This is a genomic window from Ruegeria sp. BI12 (assembly GCF_056537985.1).
In genome coordinates, this window is the sequence record NZ_JBQFSL010000001.1 from 1779407 (window position 1) to 1802787 (window position 23381).

A 23381-nucleotide genomic window follows, 5' to 3' on the forward strand; every position below is an offset into this window, starting at 1 on the left:
TTTGTCCTTTCAAATTGTGTCAGCGGACTCACGACCCGGTTTAATCTGTCGCGACCTGTACTGAACCTGAATACCTGCCCCAAGGGAACCCGAAAACAAAATAATCAAATGACACATTGTTCGTCGAATTCGCTAATAAATGACGCCAATTAGTGTCAGTAGCCCTTTACACTTTGACGTGTTTCTGACCAGATGCACTCACTTTGTGGAAGAAAGGTATTTCGACAGGTGAATGCGCAAAAGCGGATCAGTTTTCAAGTTGTACGGGACGAAGTTAAACGGAGGATCGAAAGCCGCGTTTGGCCGCAGGGATCGCTTCTGCCAACCGAAACTCAGCTTGCCGAGGAATTCAATTGCGCCCGCGCGACGGTGAACCGCGCCTTGCGCGAGCTTGCCGATCAGGGCTTTGTCGAACGCAAACGCAAAAGCGGGACCCGCGTCAAAAAGGAACCCAGCAAGCATGCAAAGCTGGAATTTTCTTTAGCCCGTCAAACAGTTGAAAGCCAAAATGCAACCTATCGGTACTCGTTGGTTGAACGCAACGTGGTCGCAAGCCCCGGTTGGCTGGCCTCGCAGATCGGTGTTTCGGCGGACATTCGCGTTTTGCATGTCATCTGCATGCACTATGCCGACAACCGTCCCTTCCAACTTGAGGAACGCTGGATCAACATAGATGCGGTGCCTGAAATCGAACACGCTGACCTAAGCTGTCACGGCCCGCATGAATGGCTTCTAAACGCCTCTCCGTTTACCGAAGCGGAAGTCGCCTTTTGCGCGATCTCAGCCGACGGACGTCTGGCGGAATTCATGGGGACAACCGCCGGAGCATCCATGATCCAGCTAGAACGCACGACCTGGAAAAACGGCAATCCGATGGCTTTTGCCCGGATGACACATCATCCGGGATATTGCATCCGCACACGATACTGATCAGGTCTATCCGATCGGGCCCGGCAGGCGTTCCTCGCTCAGTAGAACGTTGGCTTCGACATCTCCTGCGCCGGGCAAGGTCATGATCCGGCGGCGCAAGACACGCTCAAAATCCGACAAATCGCGGGCAACAACCCGCAGGCGATAGTCGTACAGACCCAGCACATGCTCGACCGTCTGAACTTCGGGAATCGCACTTACGGCACGCTCGAAATCCTCCAAACTGATCTGTCCCTTGCGTGCCAGTTTTACGCCAAGGAACACCGTCACGCCGAACCCCAAAGCCTCGGCGTTCAGGCGTAGCCTTCTGCCTTTGATAATGCCCGAGGTTTCCAGCCGTCGAATTCGCCGCCATGTCGCGGGTTGTGACAATCCCAGGTTACGCCCCAACGCCCCCGCGCTTAGCGAAGCATCCTGCGCCAGCGCGCGCAGTATCTTTCGGTCAAGTTCATCCAGATCGGTCATACCGGCAGGACCTCTTCGCTTTTGACCCGCGCGATGTGCATCAAGGCCTCGATATCCGCGATATGCGGCAGGGTCAGAATGCGGTCGCGGTAGAGTTGTTGGTAATGTGCCATGTCCCTGGCAATAACCGAGAGGCGCACATCTACCCGGCCCAGAAAGGTCTGCAATTCGATCACCTCAGGCACCTGCCGGGCGGCCGCAGTGAATTCGTCAAACGCGCGGGCTTGCGTCTTGTCCAGTGTGACCCGCAGCGAAACCTCAACGGCGTACCCAAGCGCCGCCCAGTCAATCACAGCCTCTTGCCCCAGAATGATCCCCGCCGCCTGCATCTTTTCGACCCGACGCCAGCAGACGCCCTGACTGATACGGCAACGTTCGGCCAGTTCTGCGGCGGTCAGACTGGGATCAGCCTGAAAGTGGCGCAGGATTCGGCGGTCTAAATCATCAAGCATGAATTTTTCACGAATCTACAGTTTCAAGAATTATTCTTCATCTTTTTTACAAATACTCAAGGCTAACCCTATCGCCAATACACAGTCTGGCAGGTAAAACCCTCGGCAATCTAACCAGAAAGGACCGGCGACATGCGCGTCTATTACGATCGCGATTGCGACATCAACCTGATCAAAGACAAGAAAGTGGCGATCCTGGGCTATGGCAGCCAAGGCCATGCCCACGCACTGAACCTGCGCGACTCGGGCGCGAAAAACCTTGTCGTCGCTTTGCGCGAAGGATCTGCATCGGCCAAGAAAGCCGAAGCCGAAGGCCTGGAAGTCATGGGCATCGCCGAAGCGGCCGCTTGGTGTGATGTCATCATGTTCACCATGCCCGACGAACTGCAGGCCGAGACCTACAAGAAATACGTGCATGACAACATCAAGCCGGGTTCCGCGATCGCGTTTGCCCACGGCCTGAACGTACACTTCGGCCTGATTGAGCCGAAAGAAGGCGTCGACGTCATCATGATGGCCCCCAAGGGCCCCGGCCATACCGTGCGCGGCGAATACGTCAAAGGCGGCGGCGTGCCCTGCCTTGTTGCGGTGGATAGCGACGCAACCGGCAAGGCGCTGGAAATCGGCCTGTCCTACTGCTCGGCCATCGGTGGCGGCCGCTCGGGCATCATCGAAACCAACTTCCGCGAAGAATGCGAAACCGACCTGTTCGGTGAGCAGGCAGTTCTGTGCGGCGGCATCGTTGAGCTGATCCGTTGCGGCTTTGAAACGCTGGTTGAGGCAGGCTACGCGCCTGAAATGGCTTACTTCGAGTGTCTGCACGAAACCAAGCTGATTGTTGACCTGATCTATGAAGGCGGCATTGCCAACATGGATTACTCGATCTCCAACACAGCCGAATACGGCCAGTACGTCACCGGTCCGCGGATCCTGCCTTATGAGCAGACCAAGAAGGCGATGAAAGAGACCCTGTCGGACATCCAGACCGGCAAGTTCGTACGTGACTTCATGCTTGAGAACGCTGTTGGTCAACCGACCATCAAAGCAGCACGCCGTCACAACGATGAGCATCAGATCGAGCAGGTTGGTAAGAAACTGCGCGACATGATGCCGTGGATTTCGGCCGGCAAGCTGGTCGATCAGGAAAAGAACTGATCCCATCAGGCGAATGCGAAAGGGCGGCCCTTCTGGCCGCCCTTTTTTGTCCATACCCTAAGCCGAGACGAAGATGGTCCAGCAACCCACATCCCGCGATTGGAGCGGCGTTATCACCCTTGGCCTGATCTGGGGCGGTACGTTCATGGTCGTTGCCATGGCGTTGGAAGGGTATGGACCTATCACCGTCGCCACCGCGCGGACGACGCTGGGCGCCGTGATGCTTCTGGGACTAATGGCGGCCACGAACCGCAAATTGCCCTCGGGGTCTGCTGCACTTTGGACCTCGGTCATCGTAATTGGCATTCTGTCATCCGCCCTGCCCTTTGTTTTGCTGAGTTGGGGTCAGCAATACGTACCCTCAGCCTTCGCGGGCCTGTCGATGGCCGCAATTCCGCTGATGGTGCTGCCTTTGGCTCATTTCTTCTCGGACGAGCCCCTGAACCTCAGGCGGTTGGTGGGCGTTACCCTAGGCTTTTGCGGCGCATTGGTGCTGATCGGCCCCGGTTTGGCACAGCTCGGCCAAGGGGCGGAACCACTGGCGCAACTGGCCTGCATCGGGGCAGCGCTATGTTATTCCTTCGCGTCGATCTTCACCCGCCAATGCCCGCCCATTGACCCGGTGGTTCTGGCCGCTCTGACCTTGCTGGTGGGCGCAGTGATCCTACTGCCAATCATGTTTGTGACCGAAGGCGTGCCGACCTGGGAAGGCACCCGTCCGAGCATTGCCATTATCGTCTTGGGACTGGTGCCCACGGCATTCGCAACACTGCTGCGCGTGTCTGTCATTCGCAGTGCAGGGTCCGTCTTCATGACACTGGTCAATTATCAGGTGCCGATCTGGTCGATGGTGTTCGGCGCGTGGGTGTTGTCCGAAGCTTTGCCGCTCCGGTTTTACGTGGCACTTGCCATGATCCTGACAGGGTTGGCCATCAGCCAGTGGTTCAGCCTTCGAAAGATGCTGACAGGCCGCTAGCTTGTGACGGCTTCGACTTCAGCGACGATGCCGTCAACAACCTGGTTCAACAGGTCATCATCTTCGCATTCCGCCATTACACGGATCAGAGGTTCTGTGCCCGATTTACGGATCAGCAAGCGACCCTGCCCGTTCAACCGTGCTTCGGCGTCAGAAATCGCAGCCTGCACGCTGGTGGCCTCAAGCGGGGCTTGTCCTTCGCCATAACGCACGTTCTTCAGCATTTGTGGAACGGTTTCGAACTGCACCGACAGTTCCGATGCATTGCGGCCTGTATGAACCATCTCAGCCAGGAAATGGAGACCTGCCATCAGGCCGTCTCCCGTTGTCGCATAGTCGCTCATCACGATGTGGCCGGACTGTTCGCCGCCCAGGTTGAACCCGCCTTCACGCATACGTTCAACGACATAGCGGTCCCCGACGCCGGTCCGCTCCAGACGCAAACCGTGTTTGGTCAGATGCCTTTCAAGACCAAGGTTCGACATGACAGTTGCGACCAGCGCACCCCCCTTGAGCCGTTCTTCTTTGGCCCAGCTGGTCGCCAAAAGCGCCATTAGCTGATCGCCATCTGCGACTTGCCCGTGTTCATCGACCATGACCACGCGGTCGGCATCACCATCCAGGCAAATTCCGACGTCCGCGCCATGAGCGACAACCGTTTCCGCAGCCAATTGTGGTTTGGTCGAACCGCAATTAAGGTTGATGTTCTTACCGTTGGGCGCAATCCCTACCGGGATCACTTCGGCACCCAATTCCCACAAAACCTCAGGCGCTGTACGGTGCGCAGCCCCGTTTGCACAATCCACCACTACTTTCAGCCCGTCCAAACGCAGGTCGCGCGACAGCGAGGACTTTACCCGCTCACCATACCGAAAACGCGCATCATCCACGCGTCGGGCGCGACCGATATTCTGCGCTTGCGCGGGGCTAACGCCCTCTTCTATCAGACGCTCGATCTCGGCTTCTGCCTGATCGGACAGTTTGTACCCATCCGGGCCAAAGAACTTGATGCCATTGTCTTCGGCAGGGTTGTGGCTGGCCGAAATCATGACCCCCAGATCAGCACGCATCGACCGTGTCATCAGCCCGACTGCGGGTGTTGGCACAGGCCCAAGAAGCAGCACATTCATACCTGTCGAGGTCAAACCGGCCGTCAGAGCGTTTTCCAGCATATAACCGGACAGTCTTGTATCTTTACCGATTACCACACGGTGAACGTCGGATTGGTCGCGGCGGAAATAGCGACCAGCGGCTGCACCGATGCGCAATGCCATTTCGGCCGTGATTGGATGGGTATTTGCCGTACCCCTTACCCCATCGGTTCCGAACAGCTTGCGCATAATATCACTCCGTCACTTCTTGCCTGTCTCCGCCTTACCGGACGGCAGCCCAAAGGCGCAAGGCCTGAGCCGTGTCAGCCACATCATGCACGCGCAAAATTTGAACGCCTTGGGACAATCCGGCCAGCCCTACTGCGATAGATCCCGGCGCACGGGCGTCCTTGCGCGGCTCTCTGCCAATTTGCCCAATCATACCTTTTCGGGACACGCCCAACAGTATCGGGCAGCCCAAACCGTGAAACAGGCTGATCCTCTGCAGCAAAGCCAGATTATGCGCCTCAGTCTTACCAAAGCCAATGCCCGGATCGACGATGATCCGATCTCGGTTCAAGCCCAGTTTTTCTAGGTTGTCGACCTGCCCCTCCAGAAAATCATAGACGTCCAGCAGGACATCCTCATAGGTCGGGTTATCTTGCATCGTGGCCGGATCACCCTGCATGTGCATCACACAAACCGGCGCCCCAACTTCGGCACAAAATGGCGCAAGCAACGGGTCATAGGTAAAGCCGGTGACGTCGTTGATCAGCCCTGCCCCGGCTTCCCACGCGGCTTTGGCGACGGCGGACTTACGCGTATCTATGGATATCAACGCATCCGTACGGGACTTGATAGCCTCGATCAGCGGGCGGGTCCGGGCGATCTCTTCGTCTTCGGGAACAAAACTCGCTCCGGGTCGGGTCGATTCTCCACCGATATCCAGAATGGTTGCGTCGTGTGACACCATCTGCTCGGCCGCAGATTGCCCGGCAGTAACCGAGTTGTGCACGCCACCATCCGAAAAACTGTCCGGCGTTGCATTCAGAATACCCATAATATGCGGGCGATCCATGGCAAGGCCCGCGACATCGGCACGCGGACGCGTAAGGCGGTCCAGCGCATCGCCAGGTACATCCTGCACAGCAATGACCCTTGGACGTTCTTTTCGGCTTAACCGTTCAACATGGGTAAACCAAAGCGGCTGGCCCGCTAATGGTACGGAACCCGACGGACGGTTCGGACCATGCTGAACCAGAGGACGAAAATACGCGGTCACAGTTGCGCCTGATCCACCGAAATCGCGCGCAATGGGGTTTTCGGGGCGTCGGGCAGCGCGCCGCCTATCACCATCATCTCGCTCGCTTCAAAAGTGGCGGCAAACCATGCGGCCAGCGCGACCGCATCCGAAGGTGCAGCAGACGGACCATCGACGGCGTCCAGAACTATTTTCGAGGGCGCCCAGACACAAATTTGGCCGTTTTTCATGGCCCAATCCAGCTCAGTCCGTGTTGAGACGACAACGCAACGGTGATCGCGCGCGGCCAGAACCCACGCGTTCTGTTCGATGGCCAGCAGATCAATACGGCGTTGGGTCATCGCATGGCCGGTTTGGGAAACCGGCATATCTGCGGCGCCGACGCACAGGATCAGAGGGCGTTCACGGTTTTCCAGTTGGTCGATCCACCCGGTCAGATTGGGCGAGACGATAGCCTCGTTCGATAGAAAGGCCAAACGCGGATGGGGGCGCTCTTCCTCGACGACGTCGTGATGGGCATTGTCTTTTCCGCGAACAATTTCAACTCCTAGGGCGCCGGGGCCGCGGTCAAGTTTTTCTATTCTCACAAAAGCTCTTACAGCCTGAGGCTCAAGTAGAATACGTTCCGCCACGCGGTCCGCCAGAGTTTCCAGAAGATTAAGCCGTTCGGCCGAAAGCTCAAATGCAATCGCTTCGGTCACCCGGTCGTACGACAAGATGCGATCCACGTCATCGTCGATGGGATCACTCAAGGGGCGAACTTCAACCACGATGTTAAAGCAAATCCGCTGGGTCGTACCACGTTCGGCCTGAAACGCGCCGATCTCCACCTCGACGATATGATCGCGCAAGGAAATACGATCCAGCGGCCCCCGAGAGGCGGTCGCTTCGGACCGCTCGGACGGATGCGCAAAGGCAAGACGGATTTCAGAGCTCATACAGGCGAACCTCTTCGGGCTTTGTGGACGTGTTTGCCCAAAATAAACGATGCGCGCGCGTATAACACCGCAACATGCGTCTTTCCAGCCATCGAATGCGGCGTCAGCTGACGCGAAACCAGCTCATCATTCCCGATGCGGCATGTCCCAGCATATGGCAATGCAGCAGCCAATCGCCCGGGTTGTCCGTCACAAGTGCAATTTGTCGGGTTTGTCCCCGGTCAACCAATGCCGTGTCACGCCACGGCCCCAAACTGCCATCCGGCAGAATAATTCGGAAGTGGTGACCATGCAGATGCATTGCATGAGGAAAGGCAGTTTCGTTCAAAAATTCGATCCGGTGTACCTGCCCCTGACGCGCATCCAAAAACGGGTCCTTGGGGCGTTCAGCGTATCCGTTCAGAGCCCAGAACCGGCCGAGTTGCGCCAGCTCACGTCCCGTCAGGTCCTGATCGCCAAGCTTCGCCCCTTCAAGCCAACGCATCGCGCCGCCTTGCAGGGACATGCGATGCAGCGGTGCGTCATCATATTGAAATTCCGGCATATTGTTTGCGGGCAACGCCTCAACACCCTGCCGTCGCTGTGTGGATTCTTCGGTGACGGTAAAGCGTACTATGCCGTACCCGCCGTCCCGCTCGATACTGGCAAGGCTGGCAACGTCCCCCGACGGGGCGGTCACGTCCACAATAAGATCCGCGCGTTGTGCCGGTGCAAGGGGGAAGTCGCCTTCGACAGGCAGTGGCGTTGTCAGCGGCATGCCATCCAGTGCCACAATCCATCCCGTCAGCCCGTCCAAGGCCAAATCAAATATTCGAGCGTTAGATGCGTTTATCAGGCGCAATCGCAGGCGTTCCCCCGATCCAACGTTGTAAGCCGGATCAAAGCTGCCATTGACGGACACGAGATTACCCAGCCGCCCTGCATGACTAAGATCGTGCCCATTGTCGAAATCATCCACGACATGCGCCGTTTCTGGATCCAGACGCCAATCGTCCAGCATCAGCGTCATATCCTTATCAACATCCGGCGGGCTGGATTCTTCAACGATCAAAGATCCGTACAGACCTCGGGCGACCTGTTCCATGGATCTGTTATGCGAGTGATACCAATACGTTCCGGCATCGGGTGCAACAAAATCATAGTCGAAGGATTGGCCCGTCTCGACAGCGTCCTGCGTCAACCCCGGCACGCCATCCATTGCGTTGTCGATCCGAATTCCGTGCCAGTGCACTGCCGTGGGTTGGGACAGATTGTTGATCAGTTTGCGCCTGACACGCCCGCCTTGAGGTACGCGAATGTCGACCCCGGGCACAGAGCCGCCATAAGTCCATACCGGCGTGGCCGGATACCCCGACGGGGCAATCTGCTGCATCGCTTCTTGCGCGATCAGATCAGAACTGACCGCATGCGCCGCCCGTGGCAGCAGCGCAAGCGCTGTCGAAGTTTGCAAAAACCGTCTGCGGGATAAAATCATAGCGGACCTCCTGGCCCGCTACATAGGTCATGATTTGCCCCGCGCCATCAAGGTTCCAGCGCGGGTGCGTCAATCAGTTGCTCGCGGTCCGATAGTTGTGGCGGTAGAAAATATGGACCCCGATCCGAGCGGTCTCTTTGTAAACACGCGACCATGACGGGCGCACGGCTTTGGTGTGATAGTGAGTCGCCCCTTCGGTAAGCCCCACGCCAACGCCGTCGATTGCTGCGCGGGCAACCTTGGACACACGCTCATAGGCTTTTTTCTCGCGGATTACTTCCTTTTGACCATCGCAAGTGTAGGTGAACTGGCACTGGTACTTCTTGCCGGTTCCCTGCTTGATCACCCCGCACAGCGAGCTTGGAAAGCGGCTGCTTTTGACCCGGTTCAGGATCACCTCGGCCACGGCAAACTGACCGCGCACGCTTTCACCGCGCGCTTCAAAGTACAGCGCCTCGGCAAGACATTTAAAGTTCTCGTCTCCGGAAGCCTTGGGGAGTTGATCCAACCAGGACTTTGAATACGAAACTTTTTCCAGCACAGGCGCCTTACGGGGCTTGAACAGATTCAGATAGTCGCGAAAGTTTTGCCCGGGCAATTCGCTCCGGGTCACAAGTTCGCGTTTGGCAGATTCGGTGGCTTCCCTCTCAGCGACGGAAACACTCGGCAGCACGGTTGCTGCCAATGTGGCAACAGCCATTATGTATCGTAGCATCAGATAACCTCGCACAGGCACATTCAGCGCCAGACCCTCCCCCGGCGGGCGCGATGAGGCTCATACCGAATTCAAACGGCGACGTCCAGTTCTGACGAAAAAGCAAGTGGAAAATCGCCGTTTCGTCAACAATATTTGACGACGGCGCTCTCTGTCTCCTACTAATTCTTGAGTGCTGGCCTTCTGTCAACCCCCAAGTCTGGACGAAATTGCAAGTTGAGCGGCAGCCAGCCGAGCGACGGGCACCCGGAAGGGTGAGCAGGACACATAGTCAAAGCCCAATTCCCGGCAAATAGCGATTGATTCGGGGTTACCGCCATGTTCGCCGCAAACCGATAGGGTCACGTCGGGCTGCGCTTGCCGACCGCGCTCAGCCCCAAGTTTAAGCAGCTCACCGACACCGTCTGCGTCCAGCACATGAAACGGGTCTTCTACGAACACGCCTTGCCGCACGTAAGCCGACATAAACCGACCCGCATCATCGCGAGACAAGCCGTAGGTCATCTGGGTCAGGTCGTTGGTGCCAAAACTCAGGAACGATGTCTGCGGAGCGATCTCATCCGCACGCAAGCAGGCCCGCGGGGTTTCGACCATCACGCCCAACCGGTATTCGAACTCTTGCCCATGCTCTGCTGCAACGGATGCTGCAACCGAATCGATGCGCGCCTTGACCAGTTCGACCTCGCGCTTGGCGGATACCAGAGGAATCATCACCTCGGGCACGACAGGTGCGCCATCTTTGCTGGCCTCAAGCGTGGCCTCAAAAATTGCGCGCGCCTGCATGTCATAGATTTCGGGAACTGTCACACCCAGACGCACACCCCGTAGGCCCAACATCGGGTTGTACTCGGTCATTTCCGCTACCCGCCGCTCCACGTCAGAAACCGGCAGGTCCAGCGCTTCGGCGAGTTCGCGTTGCCCAGTGCGCGTGGTGGGCAAAAATTCGTGCAACGGTGGGTCGAACAGACGAATACAGACCGGCTGACCTTCCATAATCCGAAACAGCTGGGCGAAGTCGTCGCGCTGCATCGGCAACAGACGTTCCAACACAGCTGCGCGACCGGATGAGGTTTGCGCAAAGATCATCTCGCGCATCACGATCAGGCGGCCGGGATCAAAGAACATATGTTCTGTACGGCAGAGACCGATCCCCTGCGCCATGAAGTTCCGCGCTGTCTGCGCGTCGGCGGGCGTATCCGCATTGGCGCGAATTGCGATGTCGCGTTCCTCATCGGCCCAGCCCATAAGGGTCTGGAAGCAGTCGTCCAGCGCGGCCTCAAGCATGGTCGGCTGCCCAGCCAGCACCTGCCCCGAGCTGCCGTCGATCGTCACCGTGTCGCCCGTTTTGAAGACACGCCCATCCGGTGCGGTCAGCTGCTTTTTCTTGGTCTGAAACCGCATCTCGGACGCGCCAACGATACACGGCAGACCCAAACCCCGGCCAATCACGGCCGCGTGGCTGGTCATCCCGCCCTTTTCGGTCAGCACGGCCACCGCAGCGTGCATACCCCGCACATCTTCCGGAGAGGTCTCGCGCCGCACCAGAATACAAGGTTCCCCGCGCGCAGCGCTGGCTTGTGCCTCAGCCGAGGTGAACACGATCTTGCCTGTCGCAGCACCCGGGCTGGCTGCAATGCCGGTGGTCAGAGTGTCCCGCTCCGCATCCGGGTGCACCTGACGGTGCAGCAACTCGTTCAGCGAATGCGGATCAACCCGCATCACCGCCTCTTGCGGCGGGATGATGCCATCTTCGGCCAGTCGCACGGCGATGCGCATCGCGGCCCGGGCACTGCGTTGCACTCGCACGCCATCCAAAATGTGCACATGACCGTTTTCGATCACGAATTCGACCTGCATCTCCTCGCGCAGCTTGACCCGCATCAGCGCCGCATGGGCCTTGAGTTCGGCAAAAGCCTCGGGCGCGACGTCCTCCAGAGACACTCCGCGCGGGTCCTTTTCCAGATAAAGCGCTGCGACGCCCTCTCCCAGCGCATCCCGCCCCTGGCTCTGGCTCAGATAACGACCGGTCAGCTGAGGCAATCCGGTGGCCGGATCAATCAGTTGCAACACGCCCGATCCGCACTCGCCCTGCCCGACGCCGGGGATCATCTCCTGGATCACAAGCCCCAAGCCTGCATCTGCCGGGGCGCCCTTGGCCTGACGCAACAATCGGGCCGAGGTGCCCTCCCACGCTCGCGCCATCGAACGCAGAACGGCGATCAGCTGCTCGCCGCGATCTTGCGGAAAGGCTTCGTCCGTCTCGTCTTCGTATGCGCGCAGGGACTCCTGCAGACCTTCGCGCCCATCCGCTTCGATCTCATCAAATACGTCCGGGTCCAGCCGCGCCACGTGCACCGCATAGCTTTGGACAAACCGCAAATACAGCGCGGCTGCGGCCTCGACACCCATCGAATCCGACAGGTCGACATAGCGCGCATCATTCATGCCGATGTTCAGAATGGCGCCGGGACCGCCCCAATCAGGGTCCTCGGAACTGGGCCGGACACAAAGCAGCGCGGTCTGATCGAACTGCTCCAGAATGGCTACGATATCTGGCACCTGCCCGTCCGATATCTGATGAACCGCATCAAAGGACAACGCAACCGTCCGTGGGACTGGCAGGTCTAGCCGAACAAGACGCTGCAAGCATTTTGCCCGCCCGCCATGTGTGTTGGCGGCTACGGGCGCTTCGGACGTGATAAGTGTGGTATGCGGATTATTCTGCACTGCGGCACCTTTTGGTTTGCACGCAGCATAAGCCCCTGCACCAATGGCGCAAGGGCGTTCTGGATCAGCCTTCGATGCGGCTCAGATCAGCAACACTGGAGCAGACCTGACGGATCTGGCTCAGCAGGTTCAACCGGTTACGGCGCAGGATGTCATTGTCGGTGTTGACCTGAACATCCTCGAAAAACGCATCGACCGGACCGCGCAAACCTGCCATAGCCGACATCGCGCTCGGGAAATCTTCGGCTTTCAAGGCCGGGTCGATCTGGGCCTGCGTGGCCTCAAGTGCACCGAAGAGGGCTTTTTCGCTATCGGTTTCCGCAAACTTGATATCCGCACCATATGAGTACTCGACCCCGTCCTTTTCCTCGGCCTGGGTCAGAATGTTGTTCGCGCGTTTGAACCCCTGCACGAGGTTTTCACCGTCCTCAGTCGCGATCACCGCGTTCAGCGCGCGGGCGCGTTTGACCAGCAGGTTCAGGTCGTCATTGCCGTCCATCGCGATGCAGGCGTCGATGATGTCGTGGCGGATGCCTTCATCGCGGAGGAAGGTTTTGAGGCGGTCGTGGAAGAAAGAAAGCAGGTCATCGGACGCGTCTGGGACTTTCTTCTCCAACCCAAGAAATTCAGCGGTCGGCTTTTCGCCGAGATTGTCTTTGACCGCTTTGAACGCTGCGCCGAAGACGCCGTGATCCGCGATTTCTTCTAGCAGGTCCTCGACATTTGATTTCGACAACGCGTCATTGATGGCGCCTTCTGCCCGGACCAATTGGCTATCAAAGAACCGATCCAAGCTTAGACGCAAATCGTTTTCCAGTATCAACCGCGTCGCGCCCAACGCTGCACGACGTAGAGCAAACGGGTCCTTCGATCCGGTCGGCTTCTCGTCAATCGCCCAGAAGCCGGTCAGCGTGTCCAGCTTGTCGGCCAGCGCCACGGTCACCGACAACGGCGCAGTCGGCACGTCGTCCGAAGGGCCGAGTGGCGAGTAATGCTCCTGCGCAACGGCGGCCACGGCGGCATCTTCGCCTGCGGCCTCAATGTAGTACCGCCCCATAAGTCCCTGAAGTTCGGGGAATTCATAGACCATCTCGGAACTCAGATCCGCTTTGGCCAGTCGCGCGGCCGTCTCAACCTGATCTGCATCTGCGCCAGTTACTTCCGCCAATTCTCGGGCCAATGCCGCAATACGGTCGATCCGCTCGGCCTGTGTGCCCAGCTTGTTATGGAAGGTCACATTCTCCAACGCGCGGGTCCATTGGGCGATATCCGATTTGGCCACGCGCAGGTCGTTCTCCCAGAAGAACTTGGCATCCGCCAGACGCGCCGACAGAACCTTTTGGTTGCCTGCCAGAATAGTCGCGCCATTATCGGTGGTTTCGCGGTTTGCAACAGTAATGAACTGTTCGATCCGGCCGGTTTTGGGATTGCGGACCGAGAAGAATTTCTGATGCTCCTTCATCGAAGTCTGCAGCACCTCGGGTGGCAACTCCAGGAACTCGTCGTCGATCCGCCCCATCAGGACAACCGGCCACTCGACTAGGCCGGCAACCTCGGCCAGCAGGCCCTTGTCGTCGACCACTTCCAGACCCGCCGCAAAGGCAAGGTTCTGGGCGTCGTTCCAAATATGCTCAGCGCGTTCTGCAGGCGACAGCACAACGAATGCGCGTTTCAGCTTGGCGGCGTAGTCCTCAAAGGACGACACGGCGAACGGACCCGGCGCCATGAAACGGTGACCCTCGGTGGTATCGCCGGACTTGATGCCGTCGATTTCCATCGGCACAACCTGCGCACCGGCCTCATCGGTCAAAATGCAAAGGATGGAATGCAGCGGGCGCACCCAGCGCAAACCGCCACTTCCCCAGCGCATGGATTTCGGCCAGGGGAAGTTACGGATCGTCGCCTCAAGCACTTCTGCAACGATTTCAGCTGCCGGGCGTCCTGCCTTTTCGATGGTGGCGAAATAAACCGCGCCTTTGGGTGTTTCACGCTCTTCAAGTTGATCGCGGGTCAGACCTGCGCCCCGCAGGAAACCTTCGATGGCTTTATCCGGAGCACCAACTTTCGGACCCTTGCGTTCCTCGCGGATCATGGGGCTTTCTGAAAGCAACCCTTCGACCGCCAGCGTCAGGCGGCGCGGCGTTGTCAGAGTAGCGGCAGAGGCGTAGGCCAAACCGGCCTCGACCAGACCATCGGTGATCCGCTTTTTCAGGTCTTCACCGGCGCGGGTCTGCATGCGCGCTGGGATTTCCTCGGAAAACAATTCGATCAGCAGGTCGGGCATATTCGGTCCTTAGAAATTTACGATCGTCTGAATGACGATGGCATTAGCGATATCCACAAAGAATGCGGATACAAGGGGCAATACGATAAAAGCAATAGGCGATGGGCCATATCGTTTGGTGACAGCGGTCATATTTGCGATGGCGGTCGGGGTTGCACCCAGGGCAAAGCCTCCGAACCCGGCTGCCAGAACGGCAGCGCGGTAGTTGGAGCCCATGACAGGAAACAGAACCCAGATCACAAAGGCCACCGTGAACAGCGTCTGGGCGGACATGATGACCACAATGGCAAGACCGAGTTCCGCGATGGTCCAAAGCTGCAGGCTCATCAGTGACATCGCCAGAAACGCGCCCAGCGAAAATTCAGAGATCAGCGCCAGCGAAGGCGTGCGTTCTACCGGTGGCCTGCTGGGCGCAAGCCAGGCGCGGAGGTTCGCGATCACGATGCCCATGATCAGGCAGGGCACGAAAAGCGGCAGCTTCAAACCGGCGGCGCTGATTACCTCGCCCAGCGAGTATCCCGCGATGATTGCCAGGTTGAGGAACAGGAGAACCCGCATGATCGACAGATGGTCGATCTTGCTGGACGCGTCATCGTCGTCAGTGGGAAGCCCCACTGTGTGATCCTCGTCGGGGCGTGCAGGGCTGAGGTTGCGCCCTTCGACCAAAAGCCGCGCAATCGGTCCGCCAATCAAAGCAGCCAGAACCAACCCAAGTGTTGCAACGGCAACGCCTAGCTCGGTTGCGCCGTCCAGACCGGTAGCCTCGGCAACTTCTGGAGCCCAGGCAATCGCAGTTCCGTGCCCGCCGATCAGAGATGCCGAGCCGAACAAAACCCCAGCCTGCGCCGGGTACCCAAACATCGTCGCCCCAATCGCCCCGATACCGTTTTGCGCGACGATCGTCACCAATGTCAGGATCAAAAGCAAAAACAAGGGCTTGCCACCTGATATCAAATCGGAAATCCGCGCGTTCAGCCCGATGCCAGCAAAGAACACCACCAAAAGGAAGTCCCGGGTGGCCAGATCAAAGGACAGCTCAAGATCAAAAACCAGATACAACGCCAGCACGACCAGCGAGGCCAGCAACCCACCCGTGACAGGTTCCGGAATGTTGAACTGGCGCAACGCAGTAACACGCGCATTGATCTCTGCCCCCAGCAAATAGACCGCAAACCCCAACGTGGCCGTCAGAAAGTCAGGTATCTGTAAGGTCTCGGCAGTCATCCCATCCTCAATTCTGTGGCCGGTCCGGGCATTCTTCGCCAATTACAGTGCCGTCATAGGCCTTTTCCCCGCAATTGTTCAGCGCGTGCCAAACATAGCCTTTGCCGTCATTTGTGACGGCAACGATACGGTCCACGCCAAAGTGGATATTCTTCGCGCCCAAAAATGCCCTGGCCTCACCTGATTTCAGCGCATCTGCGACCGCCACAGCGTCAAAGCAATCGAACCACCCGGGTGCGGTCAGTGGCTCTGCATCCTTGACCACGACATAGGTTTCTTCAATCTGCGCTGGGGTCAGATCGGTTTCGAAACAAGCACGATAGCGGATAGGTGAGCTGTCTGCGTCGATAGCCCGAAACGCGCTGTAGGAAATCGGTGCGGGTGCCTCGGCCCCTTCTGTCATTAACAAGACGTCCTGTCCGGGATTGTGTTCAACGTCATAATAAAACCCGTAGATCTGCAAGTAATACATCCCGAACCCGGCCGCCGCTGCGGAGATCAGAAGTATGATCGCAAGCACTTTTCCTGTCATCGTCTTTTCCTTCTGCTCACGATGCCTTTTTCACGATCGGTAAGTAGTACAGATTCCAATTGATCACAGGTCTCAACGAGACTTTCGGGACGGGCTGCACCCTTGCCAGAGGTTTCTTCGGCGCGTTTTTTGCTATTGCGAACCCGGTCACCAACCCACCAGACTTCTTTGCGTCACGGTCGGATTTTTCCCGGCCGATCAGCGTTACGTCACGACAAAAACGACGCTCTTTTGCCTGATCCCCGCCACCGCTTTTGCGGCTACGGGACAACAAACGCTGGACCTGTACGGCGTCAACATCGATGATTTGAGCGAGGCAGTTGGCCTTAGTTTCCTGCTGCCCGGGCTGAGCTGAGAGGCACATCAGGCCTCGAACCCGGCGGCCTCGGTCAGCAGGAACGCATCCGCACATTGTTTCGCCAAGGCCCGGACGCGGCCAATATAGGCCTGACGCTCCGTCACCGAAATAACGCCGCGCGCATCCAGCAGATTGAAAACATGGCTGGCCTTGATGCACTGATCATAGGCCGGATGTGCCATGACGATGCGTTTGCCGGTCTTCGGGTCGTCATGGTCCTGCGCGAGAATGGCCGCGCATTCGGCCTCGGCCTCTTCGAAGTGACGCAGCAGAACCTCGGTATTGGCCACGTCAAAGTTCCAACGGGCGTATTCCTCTTCGGTCTGCTTAAATATTTCGCCGTAGGTAAGCGGGCTTGGCGATTGCGGGTCGTTGAAGGGCATGTCCATCACGTGATCGATGCCCAGCACATACATGGCCAGACGCTCCAGACCATAGGTCAGCTCGCCCGAAACCGGTGCGCAATCATGGCCACCGACCTGCTGGAAATAGGTGAACTGGCTGACTTCCATGCCGTCACACCAGACTTCCCAACCCAAACCCCAAGCACCCAAGGTTGGGCTTTCCCAGTCATCCTCGACAAAACGAATGTCGTGCAGGTTCATATCGATGCCAATCGCCTCGAGCGACCCCAGATACAGTTCCTGCAGATCCGGCGGGCTCGGTTTGATCAGAACCTGGTATTGATAGTAATGCTGCAACCGGTTGGGGTTTTCACCGTACCGTCCATCCGTGGGGCGGCGCGACGGCTGAACATAGGCCGCAGCCCACGCTTTCGAGCCCAAAGCACGCAAGGTAGTGGCCGGGTGGAACGTACCTGCCCCAACCTCCATGTCATATGGCTGTAGAATGGCGCAGCCTTTCGAGGCCCAATAGGTCTGAAGCCGCAAGATAATCTCTTGAAAAGAACGTGGTGCGCTGGACTGGTCGGTCATGACATTCCCTTTGGACGCCACTGCGCCCGGTTCCGTTGGGTTTTGTCCTTCCTATGCAAGGGGCCGTTGGGCGTCAACGGGCCGCAAGGCTTATGCTGTCACTGCGCCGCCACACTGGAAATTCCCCGTATTCCGGGCATGGCTTTCGGTGCAGGAATTCGCGTAGTGTCCGGCAAAGATAAAACACTGCGGACACGGGCAGACAATGACTCGCATATTAACGGCAATTTTGTTTCTTTTTCTCATCGGCGCGCGCGCTGTATTTGCACAGCAGGACGCAGGCGTCTGGGTGCAAGTCGAGGCGCAGCCTTCACTACGCGAAGCGCAGGAACGTGCGCAGGCCTATGCCAGCACCCTACCTGACGTAAACGGTTTTCGCTTGAACTCTGGATGGTATGCCATTGTTATCGGACCATATTTGCGTAACGACGCTGAGCAGGTCTTGAGCGTATACCGAGCCGAGGGGCAAATCCCCGCGGATAGCTACATCGCGTTTTCAAGCGCGCTAGGTCAGCAATTCTGGCCGGTTGGTGTGAACATTCTGGACCGGGGCGTCGTGGCGCCGCCAGTTGAACCGCAGCCTGAACAGCCGGTTGTGGGTTTGACCCCGCAGGCCTCGGACGAGACACGCTCGCAGGCGCTGCAAAGCGAACGCCTTCTTAGCACGCAAGAGCGTATGGACTTGCAAACCGCCCTACAGGCCGCGGGTTTTTACAATTCAACGATCGACGGGGCCTTTGGCCAGGGCACGCGCAGGTCTATGGGCGACTGGCAGCGATTCAATGGCTTTGAGGCAACCGGCGTTCTGACAACCGCACAGCGCAAAGCTCTTATGGACGATTTCAACGCCCCCCTTCTAAGCGTGGGGATGGAGCGTTACTCTGACCCCCAGGCCGGTATCGATCTGGACCTGCCGCTGGGTGTCGTCGCATTTGACCGGTACGAGGCTCCGTTTGTTCACTTCAAAGGCACGACCGACTTGGACGCCAAGGCCCTGTTGATCAGTCAGAAGGGCGACAAGGCCACCTTGCGTGCCCTCTACGAAGTGATGCAGTCGCTGGAAATCGTTCCTCTGGACGGCCTGCGGCAACTGCGCGGCGAGAGTTTTACGCTGGAAGGACGCGGCAATGGGATCGTGTCCCACAGCGAAGCGCGGCTGGATGACGGACAGATCAAAGGCTTTACTCTGGTCTGGCCAGAAGGTGACGACGACCGCCTTGCCAGAGTTCTGGCTGCGATGCGCGCCAGCTTTACTGCAACCGACACAGTGCTGGACTCAGCAGCGGGTGCCAATGCCGAGCAGCGGATTGACCTCGTTTCCGGGCTGCAGGTACGCACGCCGCGCCTGTCGCGTTCCGGCTTTTTCGCAGATGCCAGCGGCACGGTTCTAACTGTGTTCGAGGCCGCAGACAGCTGTACACGGATCACGCTTGACGGCGATCAAGAGTTTGAGGTTGCTTCGTCAGACGCCGATCTGGGTGTCGCGGTTCTGCGCCCCAATCGTAATCTGGTTCCAGTTAACGTGGCAGAGTTCAGTGCCGATGCCCCGCGCATTCAATCCGAAGTCGCGGTGTCCGGGTTCTCGTATCAGGGCGCATTGGGCGCACCGACGCTTACTTATGGTCAGATCGCAGATGTGCGCGGCCTGAACGGTGAGGACGGGGTGAAACGCCTCGCATTGGCAGCTCAACCCGGCGACGCGGGGGGGCCGGTATTTGACGGCAGTGGTCAGGTTGTTGGCATGCTGTTGCCTACGCCGACCGAGGGCCGCACCCTGCCCGCCTCGGTCAGCCTAGCCGCCACGGCGAGCAGCCTGAACGAAGTTCTGGCAAAGGCTGGGGTATCCGGTCAATCCGGTCAGCCTACGGCGCAGATCTCACCGAACGAACTCAGCCGTCGGGCAACCGGGATGACCGTATTGGTTCATTGCTGGGACTGAATTCGCGCCAAATTGTTCCAAGCGCCGCTCGATTGGGCGGCGCTTTTTTGTTGGCTAAAGGATGTCCGGAGTGACGCGGATCAATGTCGGCACCGGGGTCGCAAAAGCCGACCGGACCGCCTGTTGCATCTCGCCCAAACTAGAGGGCGCGGACGACAAAGCACCGAAGGCCTCGGCCAGTTTGCAGAAATCCGGGTTGCGCGCCACGACCGCATTCGGAGCGATCTGACCCCGGACCATACTTTCCTCGATCTCTTTTAGCTTTCCATTATCCCAGAGGATAATTGGCAGAGACAGGCCCAGTTCAACCGCCGCCCCAAGTTCCTGCATCGTATAGTGAAAACCGTAATCACCGGCGATCACTGCTGTTGGTTTTCCTCGGCGCGCCACGGCCCCGCCGATACCGGCCGGCAGCGCGTAACCAAGTGTCCCGAACCCGGTCGGATGGTGCCAATGGTAGGGATAGGCCATATCCCAGACCTCTTTGGCGACATAAGCGAACTGGGTCATGTCGGAATAGATCATGGTGTCGCCTGGCATAGCCTCGCGCAATGCATCCATCACTGGAACAATGCCCGGTCGCTCGGCATCCACTTCGGCCCGCCAACGGGTGCGGGCGTTGGCTACTTCCTGGGCTGTCCAGCCGGTTGCCGGTTTGACATTGTCGATTGCCGCCCAAAGCGCATGGGCAAATCCTTCACCATCCGCCTGCAACTTCACCGCAGCGCGGTGGTGATCAGACAGAACTTTCGGGTCCAAGTCGATGCGCACAAGATTGGCCGAATTGCCGAGCTTGTTACGCCAAAGGTCCACCTCGCCCAATTCTGCGCCCACAACGACTACGAGGTCGGCCGAGGCGATGACATCGGCGCTGCCCGGTCGCGGCAGCGTGGCGCCAAAGTCCAAAGCATAGACCAGACCCGCCATTCCACGCCCCGCATAAGTGGTGAAACACGCGGCGCCCAACTGAGTCAGAATTTGCCGCCACAGGTTCGACCGTGCGCCACCGCCCAGAATAAACAGCGGACGCTTCGCGATGTTCAGCATGGACATCACCGGCGCAAGGTCGGGCGGCAGGACTTTTGTGCGTAGCCCCGGCTGATTTGGAAACGGCGCGGGATCGGCATCTGCCTCAAGTTGCGCAATCGGCACCTGAATGTGCTTTGGACGTGGACGGCTGAGTTCAAACTCTTCAAACGCCCGCTCGACCAAACCATAAGCGGCCTGAGCAGTATTCGCCTGATGCGACCAGTCCGTTACGGTTTCAGCTGCGGCGCGTTGATCCTTCATCTGGTGTAGCTGACCATGCACGGCTTGCGTTTCATCCAGACACGAGGACATCACGAGCATCGGTACTGAGTCCGTATAGGCCTGCCCCATCGGCGTCATGATATTGCACAGCCCAGGTCCGGTGATGACATAAGCAACACCCGGCTTGCCGGTCGCACGAGCGTAGCCGTCGGCCATGAACCCGGCACCCTGCTCGTGCCGGGCCAGCACATGGGTGATCCCAGCCTCTTCGATCCCACGATACATTTCCTGATTGTGCACGCCGGGAATACCAAAGATCACATCCACTCCACGATCCCGCAGCATATGCGAAATCTGCGCACCAAGGGGTCTTTTCATCAATTCCTCCAGAACTGGACAGTGAACAGAGCGTAGACGGCCAAAAGCTCAAGCCGACCCACAAGCATACCGATCGAAAGCAGCCACTTCGCTGTGTCGCTCAGCCCTGCAAAGTTACCCGCCGGTCCGATCTTATCCCCCAGCCCTGGCCCGACGTTGGCCAGCGCGGTCGCGGCTCCTGATACGGCCGTTATGAAATCCAATCCAGTCAGCGCCAGCGCCCAGGCAAGAACGCCCAGAGAAACCACGAAAAACATGAAGAAACTCATGACCGAGGTCAGAACATCCGGGCCTATCGAGCGGCCATCGTATTGCGGCGTGAACACCCCGTGGGGTGAGCGGATACGGCGGATCTGAGTCTTGATCGACGCAAACAGCAGTTGATACCGGAAGATCTTGATGGAACAGGCTGTTGAGCCCGCGCAGCCGCCAATCAGGCCGATCAGAAAGAACATCATGATCGGGAAACTGCCCCAGGCCATGTAATCAACGCTGGCATAGCCGGTGCCCGAAATGATCGACGTGATGTTGAACAGGGATTCACGTACGGCCTGTTCCCAATGATGCGGGAACACTGATGTCAGAAAGACGGCCATGATGACCACCAGTACAAGAATGGTCACCATAAAGGTTCGTATCTGGCTGTCCCTGAAAATTGATCGAGTATTGCCATTGGCGAACTGGACGTAGCGCACGAACGGCAGTGCAGCGAGGATCATGAAGACAGCAGCCGCATATTCTGCCGGGCCCGAGAAGGTACCAAAAGACGCGTCATAATTCGAAAACCCGCCCGTTGAGATCGTCGTCAACGCGTGGACCACGGCATCAAAAAAGCCCATGCCAAGACCGGCATATACCAGTGCGCAAACAACGGTCAAAAAGACATAGATAAGTGAAATCTGACCCGCGATTTCCTGCGCGCGCGGCAAGATTTTACCCATGGTTTCAAATCCTTCCGAGCGGAAGATCTGCATGCCCCCGACCCGAAGCTCGGGCAGGAAAACCATGGCCACGACAATGATGCCGATACCGCCCAACCATTGCAGCAGACCACGCCACAACAGCAAACCCTGCGGCAGGTCATCAAGGCCCGAAATCACAGTCGATCCGGTTGTCGTCAGGCCGGACATCGCCTCGAAATAGGCATCGACAAAGCGCAGTTCGGTCTCGCCGAGCAGAAATGGGATAGCCCCGAAAAACGGCAGCGCGACCCAGACGCCCGTGGTCAGCAAAAAGGTCTGACGTATCGTGAGACCTTCGCCCACGCCGTTCGAGCAGCTCATCGCCAGAATGACACCAGTGAGGACTGTGATGACCGCGCTTTCAAGAAAAACATGCCACTCGCCCCGGCCTTCGATGAAGTCCGCAATCATAGGCAGCATCATGGTCGCCCCAAGAATGGCGACCAATAGGCCAATCACATATCCAACCGGGCGCATATCCGTCATGAGGCGCAGCGTTGGCGCGCCTGCACGACTGTGTCAAGCCGGTGTCGGGTTTTACCCGTCCGTTTTGCCTGCCGATGTGGGCATCGCGGGCGGTTTGGACGGGGCGCGCGTTCGACGCGCCTGGGCTGTCTGCGCCACCTCAGTTTTTTCCGCTTCGACTTTGGCAGGTGCCGGTTTAGGTGCGACTGGCTTGAGGGCCGTTGGTTTGGCCGGGGCCTTGGGCACAGCGGTGTTCGCAGCCGCAGGTTTTGGCTTTGCAACTGCTGCAGGCTGCGGCGCAGGTGTTTTCTTGGCGACTGCAGGCGCAGCCGCAGGTTTTGGTTTGGCCGCTGGCTGCTTTTGGGTGACTGTGGGCTTTTCTGCGACTTCGGCCGGTTTGACCGCCACCGACGCTGTTTTATTCGCAGTGGCTTTGGGTGATTCGACCTTGGGCTTTGCTGCAACTTTCTTACGAGCTGCAGGCTTGGGCTTGGCGACCACTTTGGGCTTCGCCTTTGCGACTGGTTTTGCCTTGGGCGCAGGTTTTGCCGTTGGTGCAACCGGTGTAGGGGCCGAAGCGGATACGTGCAGGGCACTAACCGACACAAACGGCAACTCCATCGCCGAACGGGTCAAAATCTGCATAATTTTCATCTGGTTGCTAACCGCATAGCCTGCCATTCGGATGGCTGCTGCCTGAAACTCCAGCGGTTGGGAAATTGGATTCATACGTTAGTTCTCCTCTGAAAGCGATGCAGCCTGCAAAAGAGTAAAAAGACCTGCCCGTCCCGAATAGTCGGGCGGATCAAGCGGTCATGAAGTCCTGAGCGTCGCACGTCTCAGCTTCCTTTCAGTGTGGCTGGCGTACG

The 23381-nt window shown here is 58.2% G+C and carries 19 protein-coding genes; 5 read left to right on the forward strand and 14 right to left on the reverse strand.

The features are described from left to right. The first annotated feature begins 228 nt into the window (after positions 1-228). The gene (locus tag ACR0AK_RS09085) at positions 229-930 is read left to right on the forward strand and encodes a GntR family transcriptional regulator (RefSeq protein ID WP_480793076.1); all 702 of its coding nucleotides are present in this window, start codon (positions 229-231) and stop codon (positions 928-930) included. 6 nt (positions 931-936) lie between these two features. On the opposite strand, the gene ACR0AK_RS09090 is transcribed toward ACR0AK_RS09085, so the two are convergent. Beyond that, positions 937-1395, reverse strand: a complete 459-nt coding sequence (locus ACR0AK_RS09090; protein WP_170557945.1) for an Lrp/AsnC family transcriptional regulator — start codon at positions 1393-1395, stop codon at positions 937-939. Beyond that, the gene (locus ACR0AK_RS09095; RefSeq protein WP_170557947.1) at positions 1392-1847 is read right to left on the reverse strand and encodes an Lrp/AsnC family transcriptional regulator; all 456 of its coding nucleotides are present in this window, start codon (positions 1845-1847) and stop codon (positions 1392-1394) included. Before ACR0AK_RS09095 ends, ACR0AK_RS09090 begins: the two co-directional genes overlap by 4 nt. A gap of 132 nt (positions 1848-1979) precedes the next feature. On the opposite strand from ACR0AK_RS09095, the gene ilvC reads away from it, so the two are divergent. Continuing rightward, positions 1980-3002 (forward strand): ketol-acid reductoisomerase, encoded by a 1023-nt coding sequence (gene ilvC, locus ACR0AK_RS09100; RefSeq protein ID WP_170412147.1) that lies wholly within the window; start codon positions 1980-1982, stop codon positions 3000-3002. 73 nt (positions 3003-3075) lie between these two features. Further along, positions 3076-3978 (forward strand): DMT family transporter, encoded by a 903-nt coding sequence (locus ACR0AK_RS09105; RefSeq protein WP_480793077.1) that lies wholly within the window; start codon positions 3076-3078, stop codon positions 3976-3978. Here the strand turns inward: ACR0AK_RS09105 and glmM are convergent. The 10 genes from glmM to ACR0AK_RS09155 all read right to left on the reverse strand — a co-directional run bounded on the left by glmM (position 3975) and on the right by ACR0AK_RS09155 (position 17517). Beyond that, positions 3975-5318, reverse strand: a complete 1344-nt coding sequence (gene glmM, locus ACR0AK_RS09110) for a phosphoglucosamine mutase (RefSeq protein ID WP_170557951.1) — start codon at positions 5316-5318, stop codon at positions 3975-3977. The genes ACR0AK_RS09105 and glmM overlap by 4 nt on opposite strands. Before the next feature lie 34 nt (positions 5319-5352). Further along, the gene (gene folP / locus ACR0AK_RS09115) at positions 5353-6351 is read right to left on the reverse strand and encodes a dihydropteroate synthase (protein WP_480793078.1); all 999 of its coding nucleotides are present in this window, start codon (positions 6349-6351) and stop codon (positions 5353-5355) included. Beyond that, positions 6348-7268: a dihydroneopterin aldolase gene (locus ACR0AK_RS09120; protein WP_480793079.1), complete on the reverse strand. Its 921-nt coding sequence runs from the start codon at positions 7266-7268 to the stop codon at positions 6348-6350. The genes folP and ACR0AK_RS09120 overlap by 4 nt, the downstream gene beginning before the upstream one ends. A 103-nt stretch (positions 7269-7371) precedes the next feature. Beyond that, positions 7372-8742 carry a multicopper oxidase family protein gene (locus ACR0AK_RS09125; RefSeq protein WP_480793080.1) on the reverse strand — a complete coding sequence of 457 codons (1371 nt, stop codon included), beginning with the start codon at positions 8740-8742 and terminating at the stop codon, positions 7372-7374. 73 nt (positions 8743-8815) lie between these two features. Then, positions 8816-9457, reverse strand: a complete 642-nt coding sequence (locus tag ACR0AK_RS09130) for a cell wall hydrolase (protein WP_170557959.1) — start codon at positions 9455-9457, stop codon at positions 8816-8818. Between the two features lie 186 nt (positions 9458-9643). Further along, entirely contained in the window at positions 9644-12184 is a 2541-nt protein-coding gene (locus ACR0AK_RS09135; RefSeq protein ID WP_480793081.1) for a putative PEP-binding protein, read from the reverse strand. Between the two features lie 64 nt (positions 12185-12248). After that, complete coding sequence (glyS, locus tag ACR0AK_RS09140) at positions 12249-14468, reverse strand: glycine--tRNA ligase subunit beta (protein WP_480793082.1); 2220 nt, start codon at positions 14466-14468, stop codon at positions 12249-12251. 9 nt (positions 14469-14477) lie between these two features. After that, entirely contained in the window at positions 14478-15692 is a 1215-nt protein-coding gene (gene gltS, locus ACR0AK_RS09145; protein ID WP_480793083.1) for a sodium/glutamate symporter, read from the reverse strand. 7 nt (positions 15693-15699) lie between these two features. Continuing rightward, on the reverse strand, positions 15700-16224 hold the full coding sequence (locus tag ACR0AK_RS09150) for a DUF6446 family protein (RefSeq protein WP_480793084.1): 525 nt from the start codon (positions 16222-16224) through the stop codon (positions 15700-15702). Between the two features lie 363 nt (positions 16225-16587). Then, the gene (locus ACR0AK_RS09155; protein WP_170557969.1) at positions 16588-17517 is read right to left on the reverse strand and encodes a glycine--tRNA ligase subunit alpha; all 930 of its coding nucleotides are present in this window, start codon (positions 17515-17517) and stop codon (positions 16588-16590) included. Between the two features lie 205 nt (positions 17518-17722). On the opposite strand from ACR0AK_RS09155, the gene ACR0AK_RS09160 reads away from it, so the two are divergent. Then, entirely contained in the window at positions 17723-19456 is a 1734-nt protein-coding gene (locus ACR0AK_RS09160; protein WP_480793085.1) for a serine protease, read from the forward strand. Between the two features lie 54 nt (positions 19457-19510). Here the strand turns inward: ACR0AK_RS09160 and ACR0AK_RS09165 are convergent, their stop codons facing one another. After that, positions 19511-21085, reverse strand: coding sequence for a thiamine pyrophosphate-binding protein (locus tag ACR0AK_RS09165; RefSeq protein ID WP_480793086.1), 1575 nt, complete (start codon positions 21083-21085; stop codon positions 19511-19513). Next, a complete protein-coding gene (locus ACR0AK_RS09170; protein WP_480793087.1) occupies positions 21085-22533 on the reverse strand; it encodes a TrkH family potassium uptake protein in 1449 nt (482 codons plus the stop codon). The genes ACR0AK_RS09165 and ACR0AK_RS09170 overlap by 1 nt, the downstream gene beginning before the upstream one ends. Between ACR0AK_RS09170 and ACR0AK_RS09175 the strand changes: the two genes are divergently transcribed. Further along, entirely contained in the window at positions 22532-23185 is a 654-nt protein-coding gene (locus ACR0AK_RS09175) for a hypothetical protein (protein WP_480793088.1), read from the forward strand. The two genes, ACR0AK_RS09170 and ACR0AK_RS09175, sit on opposite strands and share 2 nt — an antisense overlap. Positions 23186-23381: the final 196 nt, after the last annotated feature.